Below are 14,125 nucleotides of genomic sequence, written 5' to 3' on the forward strand. Positions count from 1 at the left end.
GGGGGAACAGAAAATGAATTGTTTGTGGACGGGAAAGTAATTGAAAAGAAATGTAATATGAGTCCTAATTGATGAATGCCCCTTTTGAATTGACGGATGAGGGAGAAAAGACAACAAATAGGCCAAAAAACAAAAAATCCCAAACCATTTGGCTTGGGATTTTTACAAACTTAAGGGTGGAAGACCGGGTTTACCTCGACTATGCTCGGCACAGGCTTCTCACCCTAAATCATTTCCAAAAAAAAATCCCGGAACAATAAAGGTCCGGGATTCATTTCAATGTAAAAGGGTGGAAGACCGGGTTTACCTCGACTATGCTCGGCACAGGCCTCTCACCCTAAATCATTTCCAAAAAAAATCCCGGAACAATCAAGGTCCGGGATTCATTTCAATGTAAAAGGGTGGAAGACCGGGTTCGAACCGGCGACCTCTGGAACCACAATCCAGCGCTCTAACCAGCTGAGCTACAACCACCATTTAAAGCGGATGCAAAAATACTTTTTTGTAATGATTCAACCAAAATATTTTTCAAATTCCATCAATTTATTATTATGCCCTCTTATCTGTCCTTCATAACCTATCCTTTAACTCGCTGGCAACTAACATTAAAAGTTGTATGGTACAATTTCTCGATAAAATGCTCGTTTTTAAGACCAAACACACATTTTTGGGCATTTCACAACAATTAATTCCCAAAACGGTGTCACAAAATTATTTTTGCACTAAATATTTTCAACTGGGTGTTGTCAGAAAAAAACTTCATAGCTAACCGTAAAGCCTCATTGTTTTCAATGGTGCTTTGTGTTTTTATGTTTTGTGTTTCCTTTCCTGTTCTGTCTCAATCTTCCAACGAAAGGGATAGCTTGGCTTTAAAGCTACAGCGCCTTGAATCGACCCATCGGTTTAACCCCAAAGATACCACCCACATTAATTTGTTGACCGATCTTGCTTTTTCTTATCAATATTTAGATAGCGATAGCCTTTATTCTATCGCCAACAGAGCCTTGGGTTATAGCAGAAAAATCAACTATGCACATGGAATAATCAAGGGATTGAACGCCTTAGGTGTCTATCATTACAATAAAGGAAATCGAGAAAAGTCAATGCCCATGCTTAAGGAGGCCCTTGAACTTGCGAACGAAGTTGGGGATATTGATTCTGAATTGTCCCTCATAAACACCATGGCCCAAAACTATAGTTTTGAGGGCAATTACGCCGAAGCCTTAAACCTTAACCTAAAAGGAATTGATTTGGCCAGGAAAATCAAAGACCAGCAAACCTTATCGGTACTCAACGAAAATATCGCTGGACTTTATGCGGACCAAAAGGATTTTAAAAATGCTCTGATGTTCTATGATACAGTTCAAAAATACAATCGGAGATTAAATGATGAGGTTGTAGATGCAGAAACCCAAAGCAACATGGCATCGATCTATAAAGATGCCAAGGACTTTAAGAATGCAATGTTCAATATCAACAGGAGCATCAACATTTTTGAAAAACATAAAGTTTATGATTGGTTGGCCTACGCATATCAGGTAAAAGGTGATGTTTACCTAGATCAAGAAAAATATAAATGGGCACTATATTGGTATGATCAGAGCGATATGCTCTTCAAACATCAAATTGAGGACGATAGAATACAAATTCAATTGATGAATGGTATGGCCAAGGTGTATTTTGGGCTGGAACAGGATAGTCTGTCCTTGGTATATGCCAAAAAAGGACTGGACCTATCCAACAAAATCAGATCACTTCAGGGTCAAATAGACTGCTCCGAAACGCTGTACAAGGTTTATAAAAAGAATGGGGATACACCAAAAGCCCTGGCCTATTTAGAAACATTTAAAACCCTGTCGGATTCTTTGTTCATGGACAAGAACAAACAGAGTTTGTCGCTTTTGGAGACCAAAATTCAATATCAGCTGGAAAAGGAGGAGTTAATAGAAGCGAACGAGGAAGCTCTTGCCAAACAACGGAATTATATTTATTTTTCGGTAATTGTTCTTTTGATTTTAACGATTATAACCTTTGTAATCCGCAGAAGTGAGAACATCCAAAAAAAATTGAACAAGGAACTCAAAGAGAAATCACAAGCGGTAACCCAACGGGAAGCTCAGTTGCACGAAATCAACAAAACAAATACAAAATTGTTCTCCATTATTGGTCACGACCTTCGTGGTCCCATTGGTGGTTTACAGAGCATCCTTAAAATGTTCACCGATGGGGATATTACCACAAAAGAACTGGTCTCTTTCATTCCCAAACTAAAAACGGATGTCGATAACATTTCCTTTACCCTAAACAATTTACTTTCGTGGGGCCTTAACCAGCTCAATGGAGTGGTTACAAAGCCCAAGCGAGTTTCGTTGTCCTACTTGGTTAACAATAATATTAAACTATTATCAGAAATTGCCAAAAGCAAATCGATCAAGATTATAAATCAGCTCCCGGAAAATCCCCGTATTTGGGCCGATAACAATCAGATTGATATCGTTATCCGAAATCTGCTGAGCAATGCGATAAAGTTTACCCCAGAAAATGGACTTATTACCATTGAGGCGGAGGAAAAGGGTAATATGTGGCAAATCTCGGTTCGCGATACCGGAATTGGTATGACAGCTGAAATGCAACGGACCATTTTTAAAGACTCCTCTAACGTTACCACATACGGTACCAATAACGAAAAAGGTACTGGACTTGGTCTTTCCCTATGTAAAGAGATGGTTCAAAAAAACAATGGGAAAATTTGGGTAGACAGTGTTCCGCGCAAGGGTACAACATTCTATTTTACTGTTCCTAAAGCGCAGAACAGGTACCAAAAAGCTTCCTAAATCAAATTAAGTCCTCCAAGCTATCCACACCAACAAAACGTTCCACGGTAAAGCCTTCAGCATATTCCACACCAATGATTCGGCCTAAATCCCGAGCCCTGTAATTTACACTATCAGTAAAATTTTTACTGCTGATTGGCGTCTCTGGTTCATCACTATCCGGATCATAAAACTGGGAACCATATGCCATGATCGCCTCGGTTTTCTTTTCGATAAATCCAGTAACGTCCACTACAAAATCGGGCTCCAAGTTTTTCCATTGTATAAAATGATAGACCAATTTAGGTCTCCAAGCCTCTTGCCATTGATCATCACCATCCATTTTGGTATCGATTTTCATCAAACCGCTTAAAAAACAGGCGTTACTTACCAGTTTACTTCCTCGCGCATGATCAATATGCCGGTCCTCGACAGCATTGCACAACACAATCTCCGGTCTATATTTTCTGATTATTTTGATAAGTTCCAATTGATGTTCTTTATCGTTCATAAAGAATCCGTCCGCAAATTCCATGTTCTCGCGAACAGCAACACCCAAAATTTCAGCTGCCCTGGCCGCTTCCTTATCCCTGATTTCGGCAGAACCGCGGGTTCCGAGTTCACCACGGGTCAAATCCACGATGCCTACTTTTTTTCCTTTGGAAACTTCCTTTGCAATGGTGGCTCCTGCACCAAGTTCGGCATCGTCTGGATGCGCGCCGAATACTAAAATGTCTAATTTCATATTGTTTTATGCGGTAACGGTCATGGATTTTACTTTGGCGATCGCCTGTTCAATATCCGCTATTAAATCTTCTATCTCCTCAATGCCGAGAGAAAAACGAACCAATGAATCTTTTATCCCTTGTTTGGCCCTATCCTCTGCACTCATCAATGCATGGGAAGTTTGCGTAGGTGATAGTACTGTGCTTTCAATTCCTGCCAAACTCATGGAGGGTTTTATCAGTTTTAGCTCCTTAAAAAACAAGGATGCATCAATCTCAGGGTTCAGTTCAAACGAAAGCATTCCTCCAAAACCTTTCATTTGCGATTTGGCCAATGCATGCCCGGGATGTTTTTCCAAGCCAGGGTAATATACGTTGTCCACATCCTTACTTTCATTGAGATATTTAGCCATCTTCATCGCATTCTCATTTTGTGCTTTCACACGGAGTACCATGGTCTTTAAACTTCTCTCCAAAAGCCAAACGGTGTAATCGCTCAAACTTCCACCAAAACAAATCCCTGTTTGCCATACCTTTTTCATGTGTTCTTCGGATGCCGCAACAACACCCGCGCAAATATCTGAGTGCCCTCCCATGTACTTTGTAGCACTGTGCACCACCACATCAATTCCAAAATCAATAGGATTTTGGTTAACGGGGCTCGCGAAAGTATTGTCGATCATGGAAAGGATTCCTTTCTTTTTTCCCAAATTGGCCACTCCTTTTACATCGGTAATGGTCAACAAGGGGTTGGAAGGTGTTTCCAAATACAACACTTTGGTGTTTGGTTTGATTTCTTTCTCAAAATCTTCTACCTCCCAACCTGTGGTAAAGGAATATTCGATACCGAATCGTTCAAATTGGCTTTCGGCAAAATGGTAAGTACCTCCATAGATGGTCTGCTGTAAAACCACATGATCACCAGCTTGTAAAAAAGTCATCAAGGCGGTACTGATAGCGGCCATACCACTACCAAAAATCATAGCAGCCTCGGCATGTTCCAAAGCTGCCAGTTTTTTGCTCAACGCTTCTTGATTGGGTGTATTGAAATATCTAGGGTATCTTTTTACCGCGACGTTTTCAAATTGATAAGAGGTACTCATATACAATGGAGACACTGCTCCTTTATATTCTTTATCCTCCAATTCTCCAATGTGGGTGCAGATAGTGTTCAGTCCTTTTTTATCGTTTTTCATGTTGGTTTTCTTTCGTATAAAGATACGAAACCCATCATACTTGGACTTTCTTCCACTTTCCTTTTTTAAACCAGATCATGGCCAAGACCGCTATAAGTATTTCTGCCAAAGTGATGGCGACAAAAACACCCGTTGCTCCCCAACCCAATACCAAGGCCGAAATGTAGGCCAAAGGCAATTGAAAAAGCCAAAACGAAATGAAATTTATCTTGGTCGGCGTGCGGGTGTCCCCTGCTCCATTGAATGCTTGGGTCATAACCATACCATAGGCATAGAAAATATACCCCAAAGCAATAATCTGTAGACAAAGTGATCCGCTCTTAACGACCTCTGGAGTGGTGTTAAACCAGGAAATGATGGTTTTTGCAAAAATGAGATAACCAAGTGAAACCGTTCCCATAAACCAAGCATTGTACTTACCCGTTTTCCAAACGGACTGTTCTGCCCTATCAGGTTGTTTGGCACCTAAATTCTGCCCTACCAGGGTGGCCGCGGCATTGCTCATACCCCAGGAGGGCATTAAAGTGAACATAATTACCCGGATGGCTATGGTGTAGCCTGCCAATACCTCACTTCCAAATTCGGACATGATGCGCATAAGGAAAATCCAACTGGAGGTTCCAATCAAGAACTGAGCGATTCCTCCTAAAGAAACCTTTATCAAACTGATCATAACTTTAAGGTTCAAGACTAAATCCTTGGCCATCAATTTGATTTTACCCCATCCAAAAAACAATATTCCCAATTGAAAAAGTACAGCGGTTCCTCTCCCTATATTGGTGGCCACGGCCGCTCCTTTTACCCCCATTTCCGGAATAGGTCCAAACCCAAAAATAAACATCGGGTCCAAAATAATATTGAGTCCATTGGAAAGTACCAAGGCCCACATGGCAATCGAGGCATTTCCAGCCCCCCGAAAAATGGCATTGATCAAAAATAAAAGAACAACCGTGATATTTCCTCCAATCAAAAATTGGGTGTAGCCGTAGCCTTCTTCAATTAAATCCGGTTCCCCGCCCATTAAGGCCAAAATATCCTTGGCGTAGATAATTCCAATAATTCCAATTACTACAGAAATTAGTACTCCTAAACCAATGGCCTGAACTGCGGCAATTCTGGCTCCGTCCACATCCTTTTCACCAATTCTGCGGGCAACAACAGCTGTTGCCGCCATACTAAGCCCAATGGCCAAGGCATATACCAATGTGATTACGGATTCCGTGAGCCCGATAGTGGCCACGGCATTTACGCTCACTTTGGAAACATAGGCTATGTCCACCAAGGCAAAAATTGATTCCATGAGCATTTCCAAGATCATTGGAATGGAAAGCATAAATATGGCCTTTCGGATGCTTCCTGTTGTAAACTCTGTTTCCTTACCGGAAATAGCTATCCAGAAATATTGGATAAATTTTTTAAATGAATTTGTATGTTGATGCGTCATTATAAAAGAATTATGTGTGTAAAAAGTGTGAAATGTCAACTGAACCGAGAAGTAATTCGGTTATTGGATTGGCCCTTGGCCAAACGTGACATCTATCGCGTACATAATTCTTATAGCTTCATAATGACGCAAATATGCGAAAAAAACCGATATATTAGTAATAAATTTTTACTGCCTACTCCATTTCTAGTTCCTACCTTCGTAACAAAACCAACTCAAATAATTCCAATATTATGCGTACCAAAAATTTGATTGCCATAGGGATACTGTTTTCCGTTGTGCTCATATCATCTTGTAAAAAGACCCCTAAAGCTGCTGAAATCGAAAAGAAAACGGGTTATCAAGGACAAGGTAAAAGTCCTGTTGTGTCAACCGAGGACAAACCCATTCAAAAACAATGGCGAGGGGTTTGGGCCTTTAACGACAGTATCACATTCTTTTCCAATAGGTTTGAAGGTGCCCGTTTAAATGGTGTTGCCTACGATGGCGACGACCATTACACCATTTGGGTGACCGCGGAAAATACACCCATCAATGTAAGTCCATGGTATGCTTTTCAAGTTTGGTCCGAAGAACCTCGTGATATTACAGTTCAGCTAAATTACCAAGACTCCAGAAGCAGGTATTATCCAAAAATCAGCACTGATGGAAAAAATTTTAAACCATTAGATAGCACAAATTTTAAGTCAATCAATCCAGGAGAAGGAGAGTTTGGCATTAAAGCGGCGCCAGAATCCGCAGAACTTACCATCCGTGTAAATGAAAATCCAACATGGATTACTGCACAGGAGCTTTATACCTCTTCAGTGGTGCAAGAATGGGTAGATTCCTTGAGTCAAAAACCCTTTATTGAAAATTATCCTATCGGACTTTCCAAAGAAGAAAGAACCATGCATCTGATGGAAATCAATGAAAATGAAGAGGCCAAAAAAGCTTTGATGATCATCTCCAGACAACATCCACCGGAGGTAACAGGATTTTTGGCCATGAAATCGTTTATTGAAACCATTTCGGGCGATACGGAACTGGCCAAAACGTTTAGACAAGAACATACGGTTTTTGCGGTGCCCCTAATGAATCCTGATGGAGCCGACAATGGACATTGGAGACACAATATGGGTGGAATAGACCTAAACCGAGATTGGCAAAACTTTAATCAGCCCGAAACTAGAAATGTTCGTGATTTCCTTGTTGAAAAAGATAAAGACTACGAATTTGTTTTCGGGGCAGATTTTCACTCCACTTGGGACGATATCTACTACCCTATCGATACCACAGTTACGGGCGAAAAAGGAAAAATAATCTTTGATTGGATCGAGAACATCAGCGAAAGATTACCTCAAAAGCAAACCAACATAAGCGCTTCCGATGAGATTGACCCGACCATGGTTTCGAGCAAATACTTTTACGTGCACCATGGAATGCCTGCCATCGTATTTGAATTGGGCGACAATACTTCCAGACCTTTCCTAAAGGAAAAAGGTAAAGTAGCTGCCGAAGAAATTATGAAGCTCTTAATGGAAGAATAACCTATTTTTTCGCATAATGCACTTTGTATCTCCAAAAGCTTATGCCTCCAAGAACAAAAACCCCAAGTACGGTGTACCACACAAAGCTTGGGGTTATTACTTGGTCCCCACTCGCATAGCTGTGCAAGCCAACCAAATAAAAGTTTACCCCAAAATAGGTCATCATAATACTGGCAAAGGCGACAACACTTGCGAAATTGTAAATCCACTTGCCTCTTAGCCCGGGAACCAACCGCATGTGAAGTACAAAAGCATATACCATAATCGAAATCAGTGCCCAAGTCTCTTTTGGATCCCATCCCCAATAACGTCCCCAACTCTCGTTGGCCCATTGGCCGCCTAAAAAGTTACCTATGGTCAACATGACCAAACCAGCGGTAAGAGCAAGTTCATTGATAACCGTAAGCTCTTTTATATTGAGGTCCATTCGCTTTTTGTTCTTTTTGGTAGTAAGAACCATGAGCAGCAATGCTACCACACCTAAGATCATCCCGACCGTTAAAGGACCATAGCTGCCCACGATCACAGCTACGTGAATCATTAACCAGTAACTGTCCAAAACAGGTTGTAAGTTGGCGATGGCAGGATCCACCCAACTCTGATGGGCTATCCATAATAGCATGGAGGTTACAAAGGCACTTGCGGCAATGGTAAGTTCACTTTTTCGACCCAAGGCCAAACCAATGCCCATGGTTGCCCACGCGACGTACAGAATACTTTCATAGGCATCACTCCAAGGGGCGTGGCCAGAAATGTACCAACGCAACACTAAACCAATAGTATGCCAAATAAAGAATATGATTATAGTACCTTTTAATAAATAGGCAAAGGCATCCAATACCTTTCTTTCTTTAAAAATTTTAGCAATCAACACAAAAAACAACAACACACCGACCATGGCGTAGTACTTGTACAAACGATTGAACAGGTCCAACTTGTTGTAAATGATTTCCGTCTTTATCTTGTTTTCTGATGGTAGAATCTCCTCTCCATGATTTTTTTGATTTTGTTGGAATGCTTCCAATAACCTATCCGGTTGGGAATAATCACCACTTGCAATGGATTGCTGCAAGGAGTTTAAATAATAGGGCATCGCATTCTTAACAAAATTGGAATACAACGAATCCTGAACTTGGTATTCTCCACCACGATATTCCACAGCGGAAATCCACTTGTTGTTCTCATCGTTCAACAAAGGAAATATCTTCACAATCTGTCCGCTTAAGGCTATGTCCAACAAACTCAACCGCTCCCCTACTTTTTTAAAGTCCTTTTCAAAGTTTGATGGATTGTTGGTGGACGTGGCTTTTTCCAGATAGGGTCTTAGTTTGTAAGTGCCTTTAGCATCAAAAAAATCGGTGGCCTTTACAAACTCGGTGCCTTCGGGAACCCCGATAACCTTACGAATACTGTCGTTTTCCTTTTTGCCCAAAGCAATTATGTCCGCAGTGTACCAAACCCCGGGATTCAGCATCATGGAAAGGAATACCTGATTGGCTGTAAGGTCTTTATATTTATCATCTCCGCTTAGCTTTCGCAGTAGTTCGGAAGCAAAGGTATTCACAGGCTTCATCCGTCCACCTTCATCCTGAATCACCAAAGCGCCAAACTTTTCGGCATGTTCCGTGGCCACAGTCGTAGCTTGAATCACGGAATCTATTTGAGCCTGTGTAGGCAAACCGGCATGCTCATGGCTTTCTTCTTGCGCATTGGCAGAAACTAAGGCGAAGAAAATCGCGATAGTGGTCAACGCTGCTTTCTTGGTCTTGATTTTTTCGAGCATTGTTTGCAAATCCCTGAATCGTGTTTTTCCAAAGAACATAATTCCCATCAAACCAATATAAAGTAGAAAATAGCCTATGTAGGTAATCCATGTTCCCCACCAATCGTGGTTTACGGAAAGTACCGTTCCTCGTTCGTCCGGGTCAAAACTGGACTGGAAAAAGCGATACCCTTGATGGTCCAGTACATGGTTCATATAAATATCATAATCAAAAGGGCGATCGTCATGCACCGTTACTTTACTCATAAATGAAGCATAACCTGCTTCCGTACCTGGATATTTTTCCGCAATAAAATCGTTCAATTCGATAGAAAAGGGAAGCTCATACACTTTGGAACCATAACTTAAAGAAAAATCCAATCCGCCCACATTGATCTTATCCGAGAAATTTGAAGTTCCCTTGCTTCCCAACAATTTCACTTCTTTGGTCTCGCCATTGGCAGAGATAGCAACTACCAGAGCATCTTGGGTAACCTTGGTGATTTCTTCATCCGGTACTTTAACAATCCCATAGCTTCCTTTAACCAAAGGTTCGGGCACCACAAATTGCATACCGCCCATAGTGTATAGCGAACGTAATTGCAGGGGTTGAATGCTATCACTGGCCACTTCGCCTTGGAATTGGTCGGCCATTCGCATAAAGTTCCCCTCGAAAGGAGATTTGATACGGTAACCGTTTTCTTCATCATAAAAAATGTTGATGGCTCCGTCGGTTTCGTTGTTCAGGGCAAAAAGAATGTTATGGACACTGGCTATTTTACCATTTTCCAGATAATGTTCGTGTCGCTGACCATTACCTGCTTCCACAAGCTGTAAATATTCCTTTCCATTTTCATCTGGGATCAATCCTTTTTCGGCTCCTTTGATGAAATCCACATAACCAATGGAGAAAGGTTGTCCGTTGAAATCGGATTTCCAGGGCAAACTGGAACGTTTTCCTTCGGGAGTCACTAAAATATCGTCTTCCAAAACCCTTCGCTTGGTTTCCCCGTTGATATCACCATCCACAAAAGCGGTCAAATAGGTTTTATCCGAATAAAATACCTTCTCCGATGCACCTTCGCGGATAGGCATCATTCCCTCATAACTGATATAGCGCGTAACAAACGCCCCAACAATGATCAAAATCCAAGATAAATGAAGGGTGAGCACGGGCCACTTTTTCCATTGCAACAAACGATATCGGTAAATATTCCCAAAGAAATTGATCACAAAAAAGACCATAATGGCCTCGAACCAAGTGGCATTGTAAATGTAAATCCGTGCTGTTTCGGTACTGTACCAACTTTCCACAAAGGTTCCCATGGCCATTGCCGTAGCAAAAACCAAAAAAAGAACAGCCATAAGTCTTGTGGAAAAAAGCGTTTTTTTAAGAATATCGATCATGGAAATTCGGTCTACTTTCGGCTTGCAAAAATACGGTCTTTTTAGAACATCCTTGTTGTCAAAGCTTATAAAAATCATACAGATTTGTTAATTCTTACCCGTTGTTTGTTTTGACTGAGATTTGTTAGTTCGAGTGATTTTTCTAAAGAAAAATTGTATCGAGAACCAGAAATCCAAGCCCAAAACCTATTCTCGATACAAAATCCCTTCAGAATTTCACTCGAATTGACAGTTTTGGCATAAGAAGGCTTCAAAATGCACAACAAGTTAAATCTTACTGCAATCCATCAACCCTAAATTTGTAGTTTTGGGCATGCTCAAGATTGTGATTTTGGGGACCGGGAACCTCGCCAAACACTTGTACACTGCTTTTATAAAAGCTAATGCTGTTGATATTGTCCAAGTCGTGGGTCGAAATCAGAAAGAGTTGGAACAATTTTCCATGCATTCCACCCTATCAAATGATTTTGCTTTCATTGCGGATGCCGATGTCTACCTAATTGCCGTAAAAGATGATGCCATTACCGAAGTGTCTCAACATTTATTAAAGAAAAAGGGAATCGTGGCCCATACCTCGGGCGCTCTAGGTTTAAAGGCGATTCAACCTGCAAACAAAGGAGTCCTTTATCCGTTACAGACCTTTACCAAAGGTAAAACGGTTGATTTTAGCTCTATTCCCATTTGCATTGAAGCTGAAGAAAAGGAATCACTGGAAACCTTACGGACATTGGCCAACTCCATTTCGGAAAACGTACACCATATTGACTCGGAACAGCGAAAAAAATTGCATCTTGCAGCCGTTTTTGTAAACAACTTTACCAATTACCTGTTTAGTATTGGAGAAGAACTTTGTTTGGAAGAAGGACTATCTTTTGATTTGTTGAAACCACTGATTTCGGAAACGGCCGATAAAATCCAAGCCATGTCGCCAAAAGAAGCACAAACAGGGCCAGCTCGCAGAAATGATACCAAAAGTATGGACAGTCACCTTAAACTTTTGAACAAAAAAGAACACATTGCACTCTATAAATTATTGAGCCAAGCCATAAAACAAGCGCATGAAAAAGAATTATAAAGAGCTTTTGAGCAACATTACCACCTTTGTTTTTGATGTTGATGGTGTTTTTACCGATGGAACGGTTTTGATCACAACTGACGGTGAACTCCTCCGTAAAATGAGTGTTAAGGACGGCTACGCCCTTAAAACGGCCATTAAAAAAGGATACAACGTTTGCATTATAACAGGGGGCACCAACCAAGGCGTAAAAGAGCGCTTAAAAGGATTAGGGGTAACCGATTTTTATATGGGCGCACACCACAAGGAAGAACCTTTGGAAGAATACTTGGACATTCACGGTATAGACCCTCAATCGGTGGTGTACATGGGTGATGATATGCCCGACATTCCCCCAATGAAAATGGTGGCCCTTGCCACTGCTCCACAGAATGCAGTGCCCGAAGTTAAAGCAATTTCAGATTATGTTTCCCATAAAAATGGTGGCGATGGTTGTGTTCGGGATATTATTGAGCAGGTTTTAAAAGTCCGTGGTGATTGGAACGATAATTTTAGCGCCAAGAATGACTAAAAACCCACTCAAAGAAAAACTCAAAGGCAAGAAAATCATACTGGGTTCCGGTTCGCCAAGGCGAAAAATGTTTTTGGAAGAGTTGGGGCTGGATTTTGAAGTTCGACCAAAATCCGTAGAGGAAGTCTATCCCGAAAAATTGCAAGGCAAGGAAATCTCTGAATTTTTGGCAAAGCTAAAAGCCACTTCTTTCAAAGAAGAAATGGAGTCCGACCAAATCGTGATCACTTCGGATACGGTGGTGTGGCACAACAACGTTTCTTTAGCCAAAGCCGCCAACAAAGCAGAGGCTTTTGAAATGCTGCGCGCGCTTTCGGGAGATTGGCACCAAGTGATAACCTCCGTTTGTTTTACCACAATAGGTTCCCAAAAAACGGTTAGCGCCATCACTAAGGTTAAATTGAAAGATCTCACGGATGATGAAATCAATTACTATATTGAAAGCTGCCAGCCCTTTGATAAAGCTGGAGCCTACGGCATTCAGGAATGGATCGGGATGATCGGCATCTCTGAAATTCAAGGTTCCTACAATAATGTTGTGGGACTTCCTACCGATTTGGTCTACCATTCCCTAATTGCGCTTGTTTCTTGAATTTGGATCCGTAACTTTACTAAAATCCTCTTGTTATGAAATTATTCGGTAAATCCAATATGCCAAGTATTATATGGGTACTTGCTTTTTTTATATTGACCTCCTGTGTTGATAAAACTTCAACAACTGAAAACAATGAAGCATCCAATCCTGCAAGCAATGAAAAAGTAAAGCCAAAGCAACCCCTGGATGAAGATTTTAAAGATTATTGGTATGCCGGTGAGGCTGAAATCACTTCATATAAATTAAATCAGGCAAGATATGGAGAACTTCGGGACGGAAATGCGGTACTAATTTATGTTACCGAACCATTTTTGCCCAACAAACAAGTTAAGGCGGATAATAGCAATCCTGAAAACGTTTCCGTCCTAAAATTGAACGCCACCAAAAAGTTTTTGACAGGGATTTACCCATACTCCATTATGAGCAGTACTTTTTATCCTGTTTATGATAATCAACATGCCATAAAAACTAGTTTATCCGTTCAGGAATGGTGTGGGCATGTGTATAGTCAACTCAACAATCGTGAAAAATTTGAATTTACCTCACATTCATATTTTGAAGGGGAAGCCGACCAAAATTTTCCGATGGAAAAATCATTCCTAGAAAATGAAATCTGGACCAAAATCAGAATAAATCCTGAAAACCTGCCCTTGAACGATTTTGAAATGATTCCCTCTCTGGAGTTTCTTCGATTGAGGCATCAGGAAATCAAGGCTTATCAGGTCAACGCATCAATTACATCAGAAAATGGCTTATCCACCTATACCCTATCTTACCCTGAATTGGAGCGTAGCTTAACCATCAATTTCACTTCGGAATTCCCATATTACATAGAAAGTTGGACGGAAGAATTTAAAAGTGGTTTTGGCCCTAATGCTAAATCATTGACCACGTCGGCATCCAAAATGAAAACTCTGAAAACAGCGTATTGGAGTCAAAATGACAATAAAAATCTAATTTTACGAGATAGTTTAGGTTTATAGCACCTCGCAAATGGCAATGTTAAAACTCTTCTAAATACGCCAATGACTGCATACAAACTGCCTATATTTGAAACAACCACTAAAC

The 14,125-nt window shown here is 40.9% G+C and carries 10 protein-coding genes and 1 tRNA gene; 6 read left to right on the forward strand and 5 right to left on the reverse strand.

Going from position 1 to position 14,125, the window contains the following annotated elements:
• Window positions 1-399: 399 nt before the first annotated feature.
• Window positions 400-475: transfer RNA gene (locus tag J4E06_RS08990), tRNA-His, on the reverse strand.
• A gap of 388 nt (window positions 476-863) precedes the next feature.
• Between J4E06_RS08990 and J4E06_RS08995 the strand changes: the two genes are divergently transcribed.
• Entirely contained in the window at window positions 864-2,834 is a 1,971-nt protein-coding gene (locus J4E06_RS08995; protein ID WP_349523704.1) for a tetratricopeptide repeat-containing sensor histidine kinase, read from the forward strand.
• 1 nt (window position 2,835) lies between these two features.
• Here the strand turns inward: J4E06_RS08995 and bshB1 are convergent, their stop codons facing one another.
• From bshB1 to J4E06_RS09010, 3 genes are read right to left on the reverse strand one after another with little or no spacing between them, the layout of a single operon-like run.
• Window positions 2,836-3,558 (reverse strand): bacillithiol biosynthesis deacetylase BshB1, encoded by a 723-nt coding sequence (bshB1, locus tag J4E06_RS09000; protein WP_349523705.1) that lies wholly within the window; start codon window positions 3,556-3,558, stop codon window positions 2,836-2,838.
• A gap of 6 nt (window positions 3,559-3,564) precedes the next feature.
• Window positions 3,565-4,734: a trans-sulfuration enzyme family protein gene (locus tag J4E06_RS09005; RefSeq protein ID WP_349523706.1), complete on the reverse strand. Its 1,170-nt coding sequence runs from the start codon at window positions 4,732-4,734 to the stop codon at window positions 3,565-3,567.
• Window positions 4,735-4,768: 34 nt separating this feature from the next.
• Window positions 4,769-6,178: an MATE family efflux transporter gene (locus tag J4E06_RS09010; RefSeq protein WP_349523707.1), complete on the reverse strand. Its 1,410-nt coding sequence runs from the start codon at window positions 6,176-6,178 to the stop codon at window positions 4,769-4,771.
• A gap of 233 nt (window positions 6,179-6,411) precedes the next feature.
• Between J4E06_RS09010 and J4E06_RS09015 the strand changes: the two genes are divergently transcribed.
• On the forward strand, window positions 6,412-7,707 hold the full coding sequence (locus J4E06_RS09015; RefSeq protein ID WP_349523708.1) for a M14 family metallopeptidase: 1,296 nt from the start codon (window positions 6,412-6,414) through the stop codon (window positions 7,705-7,707).
• Between the two features lies 1 nt (window position 7,708).
• Here the strand turns inward: J4E06_RS09015 and J4E06_RS09020 are convergent, their stop codons facing one another.
• Window positions 7,709-10,876: a cytochrome c biogenesis protein gene (locus J4E06_RS09020; protein ID WP_349523781.1), complete on the reverse strand. Its 3,168-nt coding sequence runs from the start codon at window positions 10,874-10,876 to the stop codon at window positions 7,709-7,711.
• Window positions 10,877-11,189: 313 nt separating this feature from the next.
• Between J4E06_RS09020 and J4E06_RS09025 the strand changes: the two genes are divergently transcribed.
• The 4 genes from J4E06_RS09025 to J4E06_RS09040 are packed head-to-tail and all read left to right on the forward strand — an operon-like array spanning window position 11,190 to window position 14,040.
• On the forward strand, window positions 11,190-11,951 hold the full coding sequence (locus J4E06_RS09025; protein ID WP_349523709.1) for a Rossmann-like and DUF2520 domain-containing protein: 762 nt from the start codon (window positions 11,190-11,192) through the stop codon (window positions 11,949-11,951).
• Window positions 11,935-12,462 carry a KdsC family phosphatase gene (locus J4E06_RS09030; RefSeq protein ID WP_349523710.1) on the forward strand — a complete coding sequence of 176 codons (528 nt, stop codon included), beginning with the start codon at window positions 11,935-11,937 and terminating at the stop codon, window positions 12,460-12,462. Before J4E06_RS09025 ends, J4E06_RS09030 begins: the two co-directional genes overlap by 17 nt.
• Window positions 12,455-13,054, forward strand: coding sequence for a Maf family nucleotide pyrophosphatase (locus J4E06_RS09035; RefSeq protein ID WP_349523711.1), 600 nt, complete (start codon window positions 12,455-12,457; stop codon window positions 13,052-13,054). The genes J4E06_RS09030 and J4E06_RS09035 overlap by 8 nt, the downstream gene beginning before the upstream one ends.
• 35 nt (window positions 13,055-13,089) lie before the next feature.
• On the forward strand, window positions 13,090-14,040 hold the full coding sequence (locus tag J4E06_RS09040) for a septum formation inhibitor Maf (protein WP_349523712.1): 951 nt from the start codon (window positions 13,090-13,092) through the stop codon (window positions 14,038-14,040).
• Window positions 14,041-14,125: the final 85 nt, after the last annotated feature.

The sequence above is a fragment of the Allomuricauda sp. NFXS6 genome (assembly GCF_040148835.1).
In the GTDB taxonomy this organism is placed as follows: domain Bacteria; phylum Bacteroidota; class Bacteroidia; order Flavobacteriales; family Flavobacteriaceae; genus Flagellimonas.

Coding starts and splice junctions, on each gene's coding strand:
- J4E06_RS09010 (WP_349523707.1), bottom strand. CDS start 6,178: ATGACGCATCAACATACAAATTCATTTAAAAAATTTATCCAATATTTC.
- J4E06_RS09005 (WP_349523706.1), bottom strand. CDS start 4,734: ATGAAAAACGATAAAAAAGGACTGAACACTATCTGCACCCACATTGGA.
- J4E06_RS09015 (WP_349523708.1), top strand. CDS start 6,412: ATGCGTACCAAAAATTTGATTGCCATAGGGATACTGTTTTCCGTTGTG.
- J4E06_RS09020 (WP_349523781.1), bottom strand. CDS start 10,876: ATGATCGATATTCTTAAAAAAACGCTTTTTTCCACAAGACTTATGGCT.
- J4E06_RS09025 (WP_349523709.1), top strand. CDS start 11,190: ATGCTCAAGATTGTGATTTTGGGGACCGGGAACCTCGCCAAACACTTG.
- J4E06_RS09030 (WP_349523710.1), top strand. CDS start 11,935: ATGAAAAAGAATTATAAAGAGCTTTTGAGCAACATTACCACCTTTGTT.
- J4E06_RS09035 (WP_349523711.1), top strand. CDS start 12,455: ATGACTAAAAACCCACTCAAAGAAAAACTCAAAGGCAAGAAAATCATA.
- bshB1 (WP_349523705.1), bottom strand. CDS start 3,558: ATGAAATTAGACATTTTAGTATTCGGCGCGCATCCAGACGATGCCGAA.
- J4E06_RS09040 (WP_349523712.1), top strand. CDS start 13,090: ATGAAATTATTCGGTAAATCCAATATGCCAAGTATTATATGGGTACTT.